Source organism: Flavobacterium notoginsengisoli, from assembly GCF_042686225.1.
GTDB lineage: Bacteria > Bacteroidota > Bacteroidia > Flavobacteriales > Flavobacteriaceae > Flavobacterium > Flavobacterium notoginsengisoli.
In genome coordinates this window covers 1,037,508-1,054,323 of record NZ_JBHUOT010000001.1, presented here as the reverse complement: position 1 = coordinate 1,054,323, position 16,816 = coordinate 1,037,508, and the positions used below count along the sequence as shown (strand labels likewise).

At 33.3% G+C, this 16,816-nt stretch carries 15 protein-coding genes; 2 read left to right on the top strand and 13 right to left on the bottom strand.

The features are described from left to right. Positions 1-19: 19 nt before the first annotated feature. From ACFS3A_RS04440 to ACFS3A_RS04405, 8 genes are all read right to left on the bottom strand, one after another. Positions 20-541 carry a tetratricopeptide repeat protein gene (locus ACFS3A_RS04440; RefSeq protein ID WP_379824144.1) on the bottom strand — a complete coding sequence of 174 codons (522 nt, stop codon included), beginning with the start codon at positions 539-541 and terminating at the stop codon, positions 20-22. A gap of 9 nt (positions 542-550) precedes the next feature. Beyond that, complete coding sequence (recN, locus tag ACFS3A_RS04435) at positions 551-2,203, bottom strand: DNA repair protein RecN (RefSeq protein WP_379824142.1); 1,653 nt, start codon at positions 2,201-2,203, stop codon at positions 551-553. Between the two features lie 55 nt (positions 2,204-2,258). Next, entirely contained in the window at positions 2,259-3,143 is an 885-nt protein-coding gene (gene porD, locus ACFS3A_RS04430; RefSeq protein ID WP_379824140.1) for a type IX secretion system protein PorD, read from the bottom strand. A 71-nt stretch (positions 3,144-3,214) separates the two neighbouring features. Next, entirely contained in the window at positions 3,215-4,429 is a 1,215-nt protein-coding gene (coaBC, locus tag ACFS3A_RS04425) for a bifunctional phosphopantothenoylcysteine decarboxylase/phosphopantothenate--cysteine ligase CoaBC (protein ID WP_379824139.1), read from the bottom strand. A 7-nt stretch (positions 4,430-4,436) separates the two neighbouring features. Continuing rightward, positions 4,437-4,754 (bottom strand): DNA-directed RNA polymerase subunit omega, encoded by a 318-nt coding sequence (locus tag ACFS3A_RS04420; RefSeq protein ID WP_008463064.1) that lies wholly within the window; start codon positions 4,752-4,754, stop codon positions 4,437-4,439. 9 nt (positions 4,755-4,763) lie between these two features. Continuing rightward, the gene (locus tag ACFS3A_RS04415) at positions 4,764-5,558 is read right to left on the bottom strand and encodes an outer membrane protein assembly factor BamD (protein ID WP_379824137.1); all 795 of its coding nucleotides are present in this window, start codon (positions 5,556-5,558) and stop codon (positions 4,764-4,766) included. 138 nt (positions 5,559-5,696) lie between these two features. After that, positions 5,697-6,578, bottom strand: a complete 882-nt coding sequence (gene dapA / locus ACFS3A_RS04410) for a 4-hydroxy-tetrahydrodipicolinate synthase (RefSeq protein WP_379824135.1) — start codon at positions 6,576-6,578, stop codon at positions 5,697-5,699. A 14-nt stretch (positions 6,579-6,592) separates the two neighbouring features. Next, positions 6,593-7,105, bottom strand: coding sequence for a DUF6913 domain-containing protein (locus tag ACFS3A_RS04405; protein WP_379824133.1), 513 nt, complete (start codon positions 7,103-7,105; stop codon positions 6,593-6,595). A 47-nt stretch (positions 7,106-7,152) separates the two neighbouring features. Between ACFS3A_RS04405 and ACFS3A_RS04400 the strand changes: the two genes are divergently transcribed. Beyond that, positions 7,153-7,932 carry a 5'-nucleotidase C-terminal domain-containing protein gene (locus tag ACFS3A_RS04400; protein WP_379824132.1) on the top strand — a complete coding sequence of 260 codons (780 nt, stop codon included), beginning with the start codon at positions 7,153-7,155 and terminating at the stop codon, positions 7,930-7,932. A gap of 43 nt (positions 7,933-7,975) precedes the next feature. Then, entirely contained in the window at positions 7,976-8,887 is a 912-nt protein-coding gene (locus tag ACFS3A_RS04395) for a bifunctional metallophosphatase/5'-nucleotidase (RefSeq protein ID WP_379824131.1), read from the top strand. Here ACFS3A_RS04395 and ACFS3A_RS04390 read toward each other — a convergent pair. The 5 genes from ACFS3A_RS04390 to ACFS3A_RS04370 form a co-directional block, all read right to left on the bottom strand. Continuing rightward, on the bottom strand, positions 8,874-9,566 hold the full coding sequence (locus ACFS3A_RS04390) for a lysoplasmalogenase family protein (protein ID WP_379824130.1): 693 nt from the start codon (positions 9,564-9,566) through the stop codon (positions 8,874-8,876). The genes ACFS3A_RS04395 and ACFS3A_RS04390 overlap by 14 nt on opposite strands. After that, entirely contained in the window at positions 9,553-11,559 is a 2,007-nt protein-coding gene (gene ligA / locus ACFS3A_RS04385) for an NAD-dependent DNA ligase LigA (RefSeq protein ID WP_379824129.1), read from the bottom strand. The genes ACFS3A_RS04390 and ligA overlap by 14 nt, the downstream gene beginning before the upstream one ends. A 234-nt stretch (positions 11,560-11,793) precedes the next feature. Then, positions 11,794-13,731 (bottom strand): OmpA family protein, encoded by a 1,938-nt coding sequence (locus ACFS3A_RS04380; protein ID WP_379824128.1) that lies wholly within the window; start codon positions 13,729-13,731, stop codon positions 11,794-11,796. An 11-nt stretch (positions 13,732-13,742) separates the two neighbouring features. Beyond that, the gene (locus ACFS3A_RS04375; RefSeq protein ID WP_379824127.1) at positions 13,743-14,675 is read right to left on the bottom strand and encodes a PorP/SprF family type IX secretion system membrane protein; all 933 of its coding nucleotides are present in this window, start codon (positions 14,673-14,675) and stop codon (positions 13,743-13,745) included. 47 nt (positions 14,676-14,722) lie between these two features. After that, positions 14,723-16,816: Ig-like domain-containing protein (locus tag ACFS3A_RS04370; protein WP_379824125.1), on the bottom strand; the 2,094-nt coding region annotated here is incomplete at its 5' end.

Here is a 16,816-nt window from a genome sequence, read left to right as displayed (position 1 = left end):
TGCAATTATTTTTTTTGTATTATTTCAATTTCAGTTTTAATTTTTCAAAAATAGACATTTTATCCTTAACCCTTTTCATATTAGCCTTCATATTGTCAATAAAATTTGGGTTTAAGGCATTTTTATTAGCGTCTTTATAATAATTATATGCCTCAGTAAATTGTCCTTCATATTCCGCCATTCTACCTAATTCACTGTTATAAGAAGAGTTATCAGCATTTTCCAAATTAGACAAGGTAAATTTAATATGCTCTTTTGCTTCTGTATATCTGCCAATATCTATTAATAAATAAGTATAATTTAAATAAGGAGCAGCGTATTTAGGATCAAATTTTATCGCTAGTTTATAATGATATATACCTTTTTCATAATCACTCATTTTATTGTAATAAATCCACCCCAAATGATTATGTGCTTTTCCGAAATCAGGATACTGTGATAAAATTTCTTCCAAAAGTTCCTTAGCATCAGCTGAATTTCCTTCAGAAATTAATGAATCTGCTTTTATAAACTGATTTTCGTAAAAACTTAAACTTTCCATTGTGGTATTTTAATTCAATAATTGTTTTGCATGATTCAATGCTGAATCGGATATATTAGCTCCCGACAACATTTGGGCAATTTCTATAATTCGATCTTCTTGTGATAAAAGTTTCAATTCAGACAATGTATCATCCCCAACTGTCGATTTAGAAACTTTGAAATGAGAATCTCCTTTAGCAGCAATTTGTGGTAAATGCGTAATTGCAAAAATCTGCATCGTGTTACTCATTTCTTTCATGATTTCTCCCATTCTGATTGCAATTTCTCCTGAAACTCCTGTGTCAATTTCGTCAAAAATCAAAGTCGGAAGTTTGGAATATTTCGCCAGAATTGCTTTAACTGCCAGCATAATTCGAGACATTTCCCCACCGGAAGCTACTTTTTTCAGCAAACCAAAATCGGTTCCTTTATTAGCAGAAAATAAAAACTGCAATTCATCTTTTCCATTTTGAAAATAAGTCTCTGAAGGTATTAATTCCATTTTAAAACGAACATTCGGCATTCCTAAAGTTTCTAAAATAGAAATTAACTGCTCTGAAAGTTTTGGAATCGCACTTATTCTGTTTTTATGAATCTTATCAGCGTAATTATCCAATTCTAATGCTTTTTGCTCTATAATTTTAGACAAAGAAGCTATTTCTTCATCCATATTATCCAACTCCAGTAAAGTATTTCCTAAATCTGTCTGAATTTGCAATAAATCAGCAACTGAATCTACCTGATGTTTTTTCTGAAGATTATAAATCAATTGTAATTTCTGATTTACTAATTCTAATTGTACCGGATCATTTAATAATTTCTCAGAGCAACTCTCTAATTCTTTAGAAACATCATCAAACTCAATTGCTAAACTGCTTATCCTTTCAAACAAATTCTGATATTCCGGTGAAAATAGCGCTACTTTTTGCAGTGCATTTTTTATTTCATTCAAATTATGAAAAACACCAAATTGTTCTTCGTTTGCAATTGCAAGTGATTTATCAAGCGATTCTTTGATTATTTCAACATTATTCAGTTTCTCATAATCTACTTCTAATTCTTCCTGTTCACCAGATTTCAATTGCGCAGCAACCAATTCATTCAATAAAAATGTATTGTATTCCTGTTCTTTTCCAGAATCGCTTTGCTTCTTCAGTAAAGCATTCCATTTTGACTTATCTGATTTATATGATTTTAAAAGCTTTTGATAATCCGAAATGATATCTGAATTATTAGCAATAGCATCAATAATCTTAAACTGAACACTTTCATCAGACAATTCCTGAGTTTGCTGTTGCGAATGAATATCAATTAAATACAAACTTAAATCCTGTAATTCCTGAAGATTTACCGGACTATCATTTACAAAGGCACGAGATTTTCCGGACGGAAGTATTTCGCGTCTAATGATTGTTTCCTCTTCATAGTCCAGATCATTGGCTTCAAAAAAATCTTTAAGATTGTATTTTGAAATTTCAAACTGTGCTTCAATTACACATTTTTCTTCTTTATTTTTTAATGAAGTAAGATCAGCTCTTTTTCCAAGAACAAGACCAATTGCTCCCAAAATAATTGATTTTCCAGCTCCTGTCTCACCTGTTATTATAGAAAAACCTTTAGAAAAATCTATAGTCAGTTTTTCGATAAGCGCATAATTTTTAATTGACAGTGACGTAATCATAGGGCAATTTTGTAAAAATAAAAGTTAAAGAAGATTTTTTTTTATGAAATACAGATTAATATTTTATCTGTGACCATTTAGTGGAGTTTAACGGAGAAACTTTATTTAAAACATCCGTTAAATCAGTAATTGTAATACTTGGACCACCAGAAAAAATAGATACAATTTCATCTGATTTTGCATCAAAGAAAACCCGGGTTATAAACGCATTTGGTTTAACTGAGTTTAATTTTCCAATAAGCATTAATGCAGATTTTATTTTTTCTTTAGATGCTTTTAAATCCAGACTCATACCATCCAAACCTGTATGATAAGCATACATTGTCTGACGTAAATCGCTATAAGTTGGCGCAATCATGTCATTTATTAAATAATAACGATTCTGAAGCCCATCGGACTGATTCCAACCTTTAAATCCGCCTTGCTGTGCAACATTAGCAATATTTTGTGCTGTTTGAAGGTATTGATTGCCCGCTCCCATTTGAAAACTATCTGCATCCATACCTAAAATTACATAGCAATAAAAAGAAATTACAGAAACTAAATTCGAATCATAAGTCGTTGGATTGAACAATAACGGTTCGTATTCTGTATATCTGAAATTAAAATCTTTATCGTTGTAATTTAAAATCGGAGAGGAATAAGTTGAATTAAAAATCAATCTCGATGACTGAACCTGAATAGTTCCTGTGAATTGATCTGAACTATTTGATGATAAGGTAATATACATCGAACAGTTAATTCTTTCGTTTTGTTTTAAAGGAGCTCCCGTCCAATCTGTTTTGTTAACAAACTCAGACAAAGAAGTCTGAAGCGTTTTAAAAACCTGATTATTAGGATTTGTAAGTCGTTCTGTGTTGATAGTTACTGTACAATTTAGCTGTTGCCCTTGTACAAAACCAAAGCTTAAAAATACTAATAGTGTAACTATCTTATTCATACTCTTCTAAAATATTTAATTATATAAACACAAATTGTTTCCAGTTTGTATTTTCGGCGTATATTCTAAATTTAGTCTTTTGAGAAATGCAGAATTACTTTATCCAAAATATCAGCCGCTACAGATTCTTTTGATTTTAATTCCATTGGTTCGATTTCAAAATTTTTATCGATAAAAGTTACTTTATTCGTTTCTTTTTTAAAACCTGCTCCTTTATCTTGTAAGGAATTTAAAACAATCAAATCTAAGTTTTTTTTCTGAATTTTCAACTTAGCATTTTCAATTTCATTTTCAGTTTCTAATGCAAATCCAATTAAAAACTGATTTTTTTTGATAGCTCCTAATGAAGACAAGATATCTTTTGTCTTTTCAAGTTCTATCGAAAATTCTGCATCTGTTTTCTTAATTTTTTGATCTGCAACAACTTTTGGGCGGTAATCTGCAACAGCAGCCGCTGCAATAGCCGCATCCACTTCGTTAAAATATAAATGACAGGCATCATACATTTCCTGAGCTGAGACTACATCGACCACTTTTATCAAAGCATTTTTAGCTTTATAGTGTGTAGGACCAGCAATTAAAAATACTTCTGCACCTAAATTTGCCGCTTCATTAGCAATATCAAATCCCATTTTGCCTGAAGAATGATTTCCAATAAAACGTACAGGATCTATCGCTTCGTATGTTGGTCCCGCAGTAACTAGTATTTTTTTCCCTTTTAAAGGTAATTTACTTTCCAAATCAGCCTCAAGAAAAGCAATGATATTTTCAGGTTCAGCCATTCGGCCTTCCCCGGACAAACCACTCGCCAATTCTCCGGTTTCAGCAGGAATCATAATATTTCCGAACTGTTTTAAAGAACTAAAACTAGATAAAGTTGAAGGATGTTTGTACATATCCAAATCCATTGCCGGAGCAAAATAGACTGGACATTTAGCAGATAAATAGGCCGCGATTAAAAGATTATCGCAGTTTCCTGTTGTCATTTTAGATAACGTATTGGCAGTCGCTGGCGCAATCAGCATAATATCAGCCCAAAGAGCCAATTCTACGTGATTGTTCCAAACTGCTTCTTCATCATCCTGATTAAAGAAACTTGAATGTACCGGATTTTTTGATAAGGTAGATAATGTAAGCGGGGTTACAAAATCCTTAGAAGCAGGTGTCATGATCACTTGGACATGTGCACCTGCTTTTATAAAAAGTCGTACTAATGAAGCCGTTTTATACGCTGCGATTCCACCGGAAACTCCCAGTAAAACCTTTTTACCGTTTAAAACTGACATTGTACTATTATTTGTTTGAACTTCTGTGGTAAGTTTTACCGTCTAACCATTCCTGAACAGCTAAAGCGTGCGGTTTTGGTAATTTCTCGTAAAATTTAGAAACTTCAATTTGCTCTTTATTTTCAAAAACTTCCTCCAGACTATCATTGTAAGTAGCAAATTCTTCTAATTTTTCAGTCAATTCTTTTTTAATCTCTGAATTAATTTGATTTGCTCTTTTAGCCATAATGGTAATTGCCTCATACACATTTCCTGTTGGCTCTTCAATAACTGTTTTATTGTAAGTTATTGTATTAACAGGAGCATTCGTCTTTTTTAAATCCATGACTTTTATTTATTTAGTAAATTTTTGTAAATCTGTTTCAACTCTGGCGTTCATTTCGTCCGCTTTAACTTTGTATTTAGTATCGCTTTTAAACTTAATTAAGTTACTGTAAGCTACTTTGGCAACATTAAGACGCTCTTCCATTTTAGAAGGCACACTGTTAATTGCCAATTGGTATGCTGAATCGTATTTATAAAACAACGCATCTTCTTTAAAAGGAGTTCCAGGGAAATCAGCAATAAAATTATCAAAAGCAACTAAAGCTGATTTATAATCTGAAATTGTATTGTATCCTTTTGCATTTTCGTATGCTTTTTTCTCCAATTTACCATTCAGTAATTGCACAGTCTCATTAGCCTGCGCAAGGTATTCTGAGTTTGGATAATTGTCGATAAAGGCCTGTAATTTCTCTAATGCTTTTACTGTATCTGCCTGATCCAAACTGTAAACAGGTGCTAATTTTGAATAACTGTAAGCTCCTAAAAAGGCTGCTTCCTGTACTTTTTCACTTCGTGGATATCCTGAAACAAAACTTTCAAACTGGTAACCAGCTAAATAATACTGTTTTGTTTTGTAATACGATTGAGAAAACATGTAAAATAACTTCTCTGCCTGAGGTTTTCCCCTGTAAGAAGGTGCTAACTGTTCAAAAAGACGAATAGCCTTATTGTATTTACCAGCATCATACATTTTTGTCGCTACCTCAAATTTAGCTGCAACATCTTCATTTTTTAAAGCTTTTTGATATTCTCCACAAGAAGCAAAAAGGGCAACAACAATTAATAGTGATACTATTTTTTTCATTTATTTACTTTTATTATGATCTCTCAGACAATTTTTGCCAAAACAAAATCACACCGAAGTTTCGGTGGCAAATTTAGTTATTAATTTAGCGACTGCAAAATAATTTTTTAGTATCTTAAAATACTAACACTTTAACAATTATTTAATGCTGTTTTTTACAAACTCATTGAGTCTCTCTGCTAAAGAATCATCAACGGAAACCAATGGAAGACGAACAGTATTCTCAGCAATTCCAAGGGCTTGGAAGATTTGTTTGATTCCTGCCGGATTTCCCTGCTCAAAAATCATATCGATACTGTCTGATAAAAAGTAATGTGTTTTGAAAGCATCAGCTGCTTTTTTATTCAATCCTAAACGGATCATTTCTGAAAATTCTTTCGGAAAACCTTGACCAATAACCGAAATTACGCCTGCTCCACCTGCTAAAACAATTGGTAATGCCAGCATATCATCTCCGGAAATCACCAAAAAATCTTTTGGTGCATTTTTAATAATCTGCATCGCTTGAGCCATATCTCCGGCAGCTTCTTTAATCGCTACTACATTTTCAAAATCATTTGCCAAACGTACCACAGTTGACGGAAGCATATTGCTTGACGTTCTTCCCGGAACATTATATAAGATCACAGGAACCGGAGAAGCCTCGGCAATTGCTTTAAAATGCTGGTAAATCCCTTCCTGAGTAGGTTTATTGTAATATGGTGAAACAGATAATATCGCTTCAAAAGCAGAAAAATCTCTTGTTTTTAATTCTTCAACAATCTGCATAGTATTATTTCCTCCAACTCCTAAAACCAGAGGTAATCTTCCTTTATTTACATCGATTACTGTCTTTATAACCAATTCTTTCTCTTCTGCTGTAAGGGTAGCATTTTCTGCTGTTGTCCCCATAACCACAAGATACTCAACTCCTCCATCTATAGAGAAGTTTACGATTCGGTGTAAAGCCTCGATATCAACTGAAAAATCTTTTTTAAATGGCGTTACCAGTGCAACTCCAGTTCCTATTAATGATTGCATATTATAATAATAATTTATTTTATATTTTTTAAATACCTAAACAATTCTGAAACGAATAGTTTATAATTTTCTAATTCCGTATTAATCATCAAACGATTCAAATTATTGTCAACAGAGGCAAAACCAACTTTAAATTTAGCTTTTGATCGATCAGTGAGCATCATCAAGAATATATTTTCTTCATTATAATAACTCAACAAAAGATCAAATTTTGAATTTACAAATTCGTACAAAAAGTCTTCTGTAATTTCTCCATTCCAACTAATATGGCTTTTGCCAAAAGTAGGTCGTAAATACATTTCTTTTTTTCTGAATTTACTGCTGTACGCAACAATTTTTATGTTTTCTAAAGCAATTCCCTGAAGCGTTAATTCTTTTATCAGCGTTTCAGAATGATTAAAACTACTTTCATCTACCAATAAACCAATTGTTTGAACGTTCTTTGAAAAGTCAATGTTTTTTTGATTACCTAAGTTATTTTTTAATGATTTTTTTACAAAAAATCCCTTTATATAATTCAAAAACATAGTACTTTTACCAGATTACAAAATTAATTATTTAAGTTGCATTTAAAATGGTAAAACTAAAAAAGTATAACGGATTTTTGAAACTTTTTGTTATATTCTTAACACTTTTTTTAATATCTTCCTGTAGTCCGAAAAGCTACAACCTAAACAAAATAGAGGGGAAACAGCTGCCGGTTACTGAAAACGCTGGTGAAACTCAAACAATTGAAGCCTTTATAAAGCCTTATCGTGATCATATCAACCAAGACTTAGACAATGTTTTAGCTTACTGTCCTGAAACGCTTGATAAGAGTACAGGGAAATGGCAGACAAGCATTGGAAGTTTATTGGCCGATGTATGCCTGCAAAGAGGTAATCTTGTTTTTAAAGCTCGTGAGAAAAAAGAAATTGATTTATGTCTTTTAAATCACGGTGGTATTCGTGCTATTCTTCCAAAAGGAAATGTAACCACAAGAACGGCTTTTGAAATTATGCCTTTTGAAAACAATTTGGTTGTTATTGCCTTAAAAGGTGAGCAAATTTTAGACATCGCAGCTTATATTATAAAGGAGAAAAAACCGCAGCCATTGTCTGGAATGACTTTTACAATTACAAAAGACAATACTGCAAAGAATATTATGGTACAAGGAAAACCTCTTGATCTTAGTAAAACGTATTATGTTGCTACAAATGATTATTTGGCAAATGGTGGCGACAGCATGACTTTTTTCGCAAAAGGCACTGAGAAATTCGATTTAAACTATAAACTTAGAAATGTTCTGATTGATTATTTTAAGGAAGTTGACACCGTTGTAGCTCCAAAAAACATCAGAATTACAGAAGAATAAATCAAAAAAAAGAATATTAGCATTACTGCAAAAAATATAAAAAATGAAAAGAAGAGAGTTTATCGAAAAAACAGCTGCAAGTACTGCCCTACTAAGTTTAGGATTGTCTTTGAGCAGTTTTGGAACTAACGATATTAAACATTTAACTATTCTGCACACTAACGATGTGCACAGCCATATTGATCCTTTCCCCGCTGATGATCCGCGTAATCCTAATAAAGGAGGGGTTTCTCGTCGTGCTACATTGATTGAATCTATCCGAAAAGAAAATCCGAATGTTCTTTTATTAGACGCTGGTGATATTTTTCAGGGAACTCCTTATTTTAATTATTATGGAGGCGAACTGGAATTCAAATTGATGAGTATGATGAAATACGATGCTTCGACTATTGGAAATCACGATTTCGATAATGGCCTTGACGGATTGTATGCACAGCTTCCGCACGCTACTTTTGATTTCATCAATTCAAACTATGATTTCAAAAACACCGTTATGGACGGACATGTAAAGCCTTATAAAATTTTCAATAAAAACGGAATTAAAGTAGGTGTTTTCGGTGTTGGAATTGAATTACAAGGTTTGGTTGATAAAAAATTGTACTTAGAAACAGTTTACAATAATCCTGTTGAAATCGCTCAGGATATGACCAGACTTTTAAAACAGGAACAAAAATGTGATTTGGTAATTTGTCTTTCTCATTTAGGTTATAAATACAAAGATGATCCTGAAAAAATCAGTGATTTGAAGTTTGCTGAACAAACTCAGGATATTGATTTAATTATTGGCGGACATACTCATACTTTCTTAGACAAGCCAACTGTTGTAAAAAATAAAGCAGGTAAAGATGTTCTGGTAAATCAGGTGGGATGTTACGGAATCAATTTAGGCCGAATTGACTTTTATTTTGACAAAGATAAAGCCCATACAAATCAAGGAACAACTATTGTTGTATAGGTTTCTTTTGAATTCTGGCTTTTTCTAAAAAGTATTCTACCATAAAGTAATAAGCCAGAATTTGAGTTACATCCCGTATTAGAACCAAAACAATTGAATACGAGAAATATTCATTGAAAATATAGAAAATATCTGAGAAAATATAGCTTACAGCCATTAAAGACATCAGTAAAGTAATATGTGTACCTTTTGTAATATAACTTACAAAACAGAAATAACTCATTATACTCAAAACGATACCATAGAAAGTATAAAGTAAAATAAATTTCTTCATATTGTCAAGTTGTAAACTCAGAACAGAAATTAACAGATAAACAATAAAAACGACCACTATAGAAATTGGCAAAATGTCTCGTTTTGTCAATTTTATTCTTTCATGTTCCCGAATAAATATTGTTACAATTAGAAGATAAACAATCAAAAAACTAATGACACCTCCTAATTCAGAACTTTCGATATCCATTAAATCATATACTTGTCCCACAAAACAAAAGAAGAAAATTACGCCTTCTGTTTTTCCAATTTGGAATTCACTACTTATTAAAAAGTAGATAAAAATAGCAGGAAGTACAATGGCTTTAGCATAAGTCGCAAGAAAATCCTGTTGTGTCCAATCAAAAATGATGGTACACAACAAGGCGAAAAAAAATAAAATTAGCGACGGTTTATTCGGCTTCATTTAATTTGGTTATAAAATCTTCTTCCGACAATATGGTAATATTTAATTTGGTTGCTTTTTCTAATTTAGCCGGCCCCATATTATCTCCCGCCACGACGAAGTCGGTTTTTGCAGAAATAGAACTTCCTACTTTACCTCCGTTATCTTCGATCGCTTTCTTTAATTCATCTCTTGAAAATTGGCTAAAAACTCCTGAAACTACAAAAGTTTTACCAATAAATTTCTCGGTAGCATTTGGGTTGACTTTTTCTACAATTTCAAATTGTATTCCGTATTTTTTTAAGCGTTCTATGATGACTTTATTTTCTTCGTTTTCAAAGAATTCGATGACACTTTTGGCAATTCTTTCTCCAATTTCATCAACCAAAATTAAATCCATTAGAGAAGCCTGACTTAGAGAATCTATATTTTTATAATGTTTGGCTAATTTTTTAGCCACTGTTTCTCCAACAAATCGAATTCCTAATGCAAACAATACACTTTCAAAAGGAATTTCTTTTGATTTCTGAACGCCATTCACCAGATTTTCAGCTGATTTCTGAGCCATTCTTTCTAAATGCAGAATATCTTCTACTTTCAATTGGTACAAATCTGCATAATTATGAACTAAACCATTCTTGAATAATAAGGCAACGGTTTCTCCGCCAAGCCCTTCAATATCCATGGCTTTTCTGGAAATATAATGCTGAATTCTTCCGATAATCTGCGGAGGACATCCATAGAAATTCGGACAATAATGATTCGCTTCTCCAACATTTCTAACCAATTCGGTATGACATTCCGGACAATAAGAGATATAATGCGTTGGTTCTGAATTTTCAGGACGTTTTTCTAAATCTACTGCAATGATTTTTGGAATAATTTCCCCTCCTTTTTCTACAAAAACAGTGTCATTGATTCGGATATCCAATTTTTCGATCTGATCTGCATTGTGAAGAGAAGCTCTTTTTACAATAGTTCCTGCAAGTTGTACAGGCTCCAAATTGGCAACCGGCGTAATCGCCCCAGTTCTTCCAACCTGGTATGAAATTGATTTTAATTTAGTTGAAACCTGCTCTGATTTGAATTTATAAGCAATTGCCCAACGTGGCGATTTTGCTGTATATCCTAATTCTTCCTGATGCTGAATACTGTTTACTTTTATAACAACACCATCTGTTTCATAAGGAAGATTATGACGATGAACATCCCAGTAGTCAATAAAGTCAAAAACTTCATTCATATTATTGACTAATTTCGCTTCATTCGGAACTTTGAATCCCCAGCTTCTAGCTGATTCCAAACCCTCGAACTGAGATTTAAACGGAAGATTATTTCCTGTAACAAAATACAACAAACATTCTAATGGACGTTTTGCAACCTCAGCACTGTCTTGTAATTTTAAGCTTCCTGAAGCTGTATTTCTTGGATTTGAATAAGGAGTTTCGCCAATTTCGATTAATTCCTGATTCATTTTTTCGAAACCTTTAAAAGGCAGAATAATTTCTCCTCGAATATCAAATTTATCAGGATAATTTCCTTTTAAATGAAGCGGAATTGATTTTATGGTTTTAATATTATTAGTAACCTCATCTCCCTGAAAACCGTCGCCACGCGTTAATGCCTGAACTAATTTTCCGTTTTCATAAGTAATGCTTATTGAGGCACCATCGTATTTTAATTCACAGGTATATTGTAAATTGACATTTCCAAGAACTCTTTGAATACGGTTTTCCCAATCCAAAAGATCGTCTTTAGAATAAGAGTTGTCTAAAGAATACATTCTGAATTGATGCGCAATTGTTTTAAAATTCTTGGTAATGGCTCCACCTACTCTTTGCGTTGGAGAATTTTCATCAAAAAACTCTGGATGTTTGTTTTCCAGATCCTGAAGTTCTTTCAGTTTTATATCAAAATCATAATCAGAAATTGTCGCATTATCTAGCACATAATAGTTGTAATTGTGCTGGTTAAGTTCATTTCGTAATGTTTGAATGGTTTCCTGAATGCTCATAAAATTCTGCTAATTATAATGGTGATATATTGATTATCAAAATTAGAACATTTTTTGTTCAAAAGCATAAAAAGTGAAAGTTTTAAAAAATCAAAAATCAGACTGCAAATTCATGCAGCCTGATTTTCTCCTTGTCCATTATTCTTAAAAAAGAATTAAAAAAACCAACTTCCAAATGGTTTCGACGTTTATACTTTTTACTGATAATCAAATAATTACAGCGTAAATATAAAACTATTTTTGAATAATGATAAAATCGGAACGTCTATTTAACAAATGCTCTTCCTCTGTACATTTTACGCCATTTTTACATTTATTAATTAATCGACTTTCGCCATAACCAATTGCACTTTCAATTCTGGAAGGATCAATACCTTGTGACAAAATGTAATCTCTAGTCGATTTTGCTCTGTTGTCTGATAATTTCAAGTTATAAGAATCTTTTCCGCGAGAATCTGTGTGCGATTCAATTTTGATTCTAATGTTTGGAAACTTCTGCATGATAAAAACTACTTTAGTCAATTCTTCAATTGCTTTTGGTGTAATATCATATTTATCGTAATCAAAATAAATTGGATTCACATCTACTTTTTCTACACCTTGTTTTTTGACAACTAAATCATCATAATTACTTAATTCAAAGTTTACATCTTTGATTTCTCCGCCATTTTCACCAGTTGTTTCGACGGTTTTATCATCACTACTGTAATTTGGTTTTGCAGCGATCATCTTAACCACTTTATTACAAGGAACTTCTATAGCATATTTTCCGTCAAAGTTTGTTTTGGTTTCCCCCAAAACTTCGCTGAAAGAATTATAAGCTAAGATTGTAACATCTGTTAGCGGTTTTTTAGTTTTTCGATCTACTGCTATCCCGGAAATACTTTGATTACACACCGGTTTTCCTTTTACAAAAGAATAAATATCGTCATCTCCCTTTCCTCCTGCACGATTGGAAGAAAAATAACCATAAGTTTCTGCTTTGTTAATTATAAAAGAAAAATCATCTTTGTTACTGTTAACTGGTGCTCCAAGGTTCTTTGGTGTTGTAAAAGTTCCGTCTGCCAAAAATTTACTTTCGTATACATCTAAATCCCCCATTCCATAATGTCCGTCAGAAGAGAAATATAAAACTCCATTCTGATAAAATGGAAAAACTTCGTTACCAATTGTATTAATCGTTGGGCCTAAATTTAACGGAGAACTCATCGTACCATCACCAGCAATTTTAACCACATACAAGTCTGTTTCTCCAAATCCTCCAGGCATATCTGAGGCAAAGAAAAGCCATTGTCCGTCTTCACTTAATGAAGGATGCCCAACGGAATAATCATCACTGTCAAAAAAGACTTTCTGTGGATTCTCTAGTTTATTGTCGACGATTGATCCTTTGATGATCTGAAAATTATTGACTTTGGCATCGTCTACAACCAGTTTATTTTTCTTTACAATGTTTGTTGAATAATAAATGGTTTTCCCCTGGCTATCGAAACTAGCAGTTGCTTCATGATATTTAGTCATTACATTTGGCATAAAAACAGTTTCGTTAAATAGACTTCCATCTGCAGGGTTTCTTTCAGCTATATACAAGCTCAAAAAAGGCTGATTGTTCCAACTATACAATTTTTCGCTAAACTTGGTAGTATCACGAGCCGAAGAAAATACGACCTGATCTTTGAAAAAAGTAGCTCCAAAATCTGATTTACTAGTGTTAATATCCAGATTTTTAGAAGTATAAAGAGGTTTCGCTTTCGCTACACTGTCCATATATTGCTTTTGGGCAACATAGCGGTTGATCTCTTTTTTATCTCCTTTTTTATCCAGATATTCTTTAGTAACTCTATCTGCTTCATCATAATCCATAACTGCTTTCATGGATTGAATGTAACGCAGATAGTAAATATCAGTTAAGTTATTTCCTTGTACTTCATAAAGTTTTCGATACCATTTTAATGCATTTCTGGAATCGGAAATGAAATAATAGGAATCTGCCGCATTTTTCAAAGTCTGAGCTGATGGATTTTTTATGTTTTGCAAACATTCCTCATAAGCTTTTGAAGCGTCCAGGTAGGCAAAATTTTTAAACAAGGCATCAGCCTGCTTCAAATTAGTTTTTTGAGCGAAACTAAACGTAACGCTCAAAATTAAACTCAGGATATATAGGTTTCTCATAGGTTTTATTTTTAGAAGAATCGAGGAGATTTGATTTTGCTTTGATTTTTCACAAATTGATAACGCAAGATGATCTCATGAGAACCATCATTGTATTTATTCAATTGACTCACAGTGTAATCAAATGCATATCCAAGATAAAAACTTGGTGCAATCTGAAAACCTGCCAGTATACTCACAGAATCATCTGTTCGATACGCTCCTCCTATCACAAATTTTTCCTGAATCATAAAATTTGCTGATATATCTGCTGTAAGTGGCGCACCGCTTACTGCTTTTACTAAAAATGCGGGTTTAAATTTCAAATTTGGATTCAAATCAAAAACATAACCTCCCATTAAAAAGTAATGCAGACGATCATAATCTATAGATTCCTGAACATCGTCATAGTAATCATTTCTAATAAAACTTGGAACTGATAGCCCTACATACCATTTATCAGTATAGTAATAAATTCCGGCTCCAACTGCTAATTTCATTTGATTATTGATATTTTGATTTAACAAAACATCATCTTTATCATAATACCTTCCTTTTGACCAGTCAATATTTAACATTCTTGCTCCTGCTTTTAAACCAAAGGCCAGTCTTTTTTCGTAACCTAAAGGCAATGAATAGGAGAAGTTTCCATCAAAATATAGTTCATTAGAAGGGCCGATTTTATCATTTACAATGCTCAACCCTAAACCTATTTTTTCATTTCGAAGAGGAGAATGAATTGAGAAGGACTGCGTTTCAGGAGCCCCGTCAATTCCAATCCATTGTGAACGATATAAAAGTGCTGCTTCTATGGTTCCGGTAGATCCAGCATAAGCTGGATTTACCGCCATAGTATTATACATGTACTGTGTATACTGAGGATCTTGTTGTGCTGTAGCACAAACCGTGATAAAAGAACATATTAAGATGAAATACGTTTCTAATGATTTTATATATAGTTTCATAACGATACTTATTTAGTTAATTTAATTAGATGATTAATAGAATTGGCTTATCTCATAATAGACAACCAGCCCTTTTTAACCGTTCCATCTCCAATGGTTATCACATAAAAATAAGTACCTGTTGGCAACATATCTCCTCTATTAACAACTCCGGAAACATTTGCTGTTCCGTTCCAATCATTTTCATAGTGTGTTTTACTGTACACTAATGCTCCGTATCTGTTAAATACTTTCAACTCGTTGTTTGGATAAGATTCAATACAATCAATTCTGAACAGATCATTCTTACCATCATTATTTGGCGTAAACTCATTGTAAACTGTCAAACAAATTGGCTCTAATGTTACTGAAGCTGAATTATTTGATGTATCAACATCTAAAGGAGTTGAAGTTTCTACCGTTGCAACAACTGTGTAATTTCCGCTAGGTAATACTTCTGCAACAATTGTCAACACTACACTTTGACCAGCATTTAATCTTGGTATTGTCCAAAGTTGGGTATTCGGATCATATGTTCCGGAAGTTGCAGATGAGCTTACTAATTCTAAACCACTTGGGAGTAAATCACTAACAATAGTGTTTATAAAATCTCCTTCTCCAACATTGTTCACCGTAATTGTAAACGTTACCTGATCACCAAAATTTGGAGTCGGATTATCTACTGTATGTGTAATCGTTAAATCTGAACAGCTTGTTACACTAACATTTAATACTTTCGTTGTTCTCTCGTTACAAGTGTTCGTATAAGTTACCGACACTGTTCCAGGACCAACATCTGACCAGGAAACTGTAACAGATCCGTCTGCTGCACCTCCACCGGTAATAATTGTTCCTCCATTAATTGTCCATACGTAATCAGATTTTCCATTTGCAATAGAGTATGTCACACCTTTGAATACACAAGGAGTATCATCTGTAGTGGCAATTTGATAAGCTGCATCATTTTCAAATGAAACTGTTATTGCTAATCTTGACGCACTATCACAACCATTTGTTGTATTTGCTAAAGCTCCTGCATAATAAGTTGTCGCTGTAAGCGGTGTATTGGCTGGTAATGGCGTTCCGCCTGTTGCAGCTGCGTACCAAACTACATTGGCTTCATTTACTGAAATATTAGCCAATGTTGGTGCCGCAGATAAACAGAATTTCTGAGCTGTATTAGTCGTTGTAATGACACCTGGTGCGTTTACATTTACCGTAACCGCAAGTCTATTTGGATTCTCACAACCAATTGCGCTTGAAACTGCACCATAATAAATACCTGTTGTAAGTGCTGTTGTTGTTGCAAGTGCCGTTCCTCCTGTTGCCGTCGTATACCAAACTACATTTGCTTCATTAACTTGAATATTGGCAACTGTCGGTCTATTTATAGTACAAAAGTTTTGAGTCACATTATTAGTTGTTGGTGTTGCACTTGGATTAACAATTGTAACAGTAACTTGCAAACGAGTTGTACTTTCACAACCTGTTGCTGCATCTACTATATTTCCAAAATAAACTCCAGAAGTAAGTGCAGTTCCCGCTGGAATTGCTGTTCCACCTGTTGCCGTTGTATACCAGGTTACATTACTTTCATTCACCTGAATGTTAGCTATTGTAGGAGCAGAAGTAGAACAGAACGTCTGTGCTGTATTATTAGTTGTTGGATTAGTTGTATTTCCAACTGTAACTGCTACTTGCAATCTAACACTGCTTTCACAGCCTGTTGCAGGATCTTTTATCACTCCAAAATATGTCGTCGTTGTTAAAGCTGCAGTAGAAGCTAAAGCCGTTCCTCCAGTTTGTGTTGTGTACCAAACTACATTACTTTCATTCACTTGAATGCTAGCAACGGTAGGATTTACTCCAGAACAGAAAGTCTGTGTCGCCTGATTAGTAGTTGGCGTTGCCGGATTTGTTACAATAACATCTACTGTTAATCTTGATGCACTTTCACAACCTGTTGTTGGATCTGAAATTGCAGCAAAGTATTGTCCTGTGGTTAACGCTGTTGTTGATGGAATTGCAGTCCCTCCTGTTAAAGCTGTATACCAAACAATATTACTTTGATTGAACTGAACACTTGCAAACGTTGGAGCATTTACCAAACAGAAGTTTTGAGTGCCTGCCGTTACCAATGTTGGTGTTCCAGGATCACTTAC

Excerpts from the sequence above, each read along its gene's own strand:
- ACFS3A_RS04440 (WP_379824144.1), bottom strand. The coding sequence starts at position 541 with ATGGAAAGTTTAAGTTTTTACGAAAATCAGTTTATAAAAGCAGATTCA.
- recN (WP_379824142.1), bottom strand. The coding sequence starts at position 2,203 with ATGATTACGTCACTGTCAATTAAAAATTATGCGCTTATCGAAAAACTG.
- porD (WP_379824140.1), bottom strand. The coding sequence starts at position 3,143 with ATGAATAAGATAGTTACACTATTAGTATTTTTAAGCTTTGGTTTTGTA.
- coaBC (WP_379824139.1), bottom strand. The coding sequence starts at position 4,429 with ATGTCAGTTTTAAACGGTAAAAAGGTTTTACTGGGAGTTTCCGGTGGA.
- ACFS3A_RS04420 (WP_008463064.1), bottom strand. The coding sequence starts at position 4,754 with ATGGATTTAAAAAAGACGAATGCTCCTGTTAATACAATAACTTACAAT.
- ACFS3A_RS04415 (WP_379824137.1), bottom strand. The coding sequence starts at position 5,558 with ATGAAAAAAATAGTATCACTATTAATTGTTGTTGCCCTTTTTGCTTCT.
- dapA (WP_379824135.1), bottom strand. The coding sequence starts at position 6,578 with ATGCAATCATTAATAGGAACTGGAGTTGCACTGGTAACGCCATTTAAA.
- ACFS3A_RS04405 (WP_379824133.1), bottom strand. The coding sequence starts at position 7,105 with ATGTTTTTGAATTATATAAAGGGATTTTTTGTAAAAAAATCATTAAAA.
- ACFS3A_RS04400 (WP_379824132.1), top strand. The coding sequence starts at position 7,153 with ATGGTAAAACTAAAAAAGTATAACGGATTTTTGAAACTTTTTGTTATA.
- ACFS3A_RS04395 (WP_379824131.1), top strand. The coding sequence starts at position 7,976 with ATGAAAAGAAGAGAGTTTATCGAAAAAACAGCTGCAAGTACTGCCCTA.
- ACFS3A_RS04390 (WP_379824130.1), bottom strand. The coding sequence starts at position 9,566 with ATGAAGCCGAATAAACCGTCGCTAATTTTATTTTTTTTCGCCTTGTTG.
- ligA (WP_379824129.1), bottom strand. The coding sequence starts at position 11,559 with ATGAGCATTCAGGAAACCATTCAAACATTACGAAATGAACTTAACCAG.
- ACFS3A_RS04380 (WP_379824128.1), bottom strand. The coding sequence starts at position 13,731 with ATGAGAAACCTATATATCCTGAGTTTAATTTTGAGCGTTACGTTTAGT.
- ACFS3A_RS04375 (WP_379824127.1), bottom strand. The coding sequence starts at position 14,675 with ATGAAACTATATATAAAATCATTAGAAACGTATTTCATCTTAATATGT.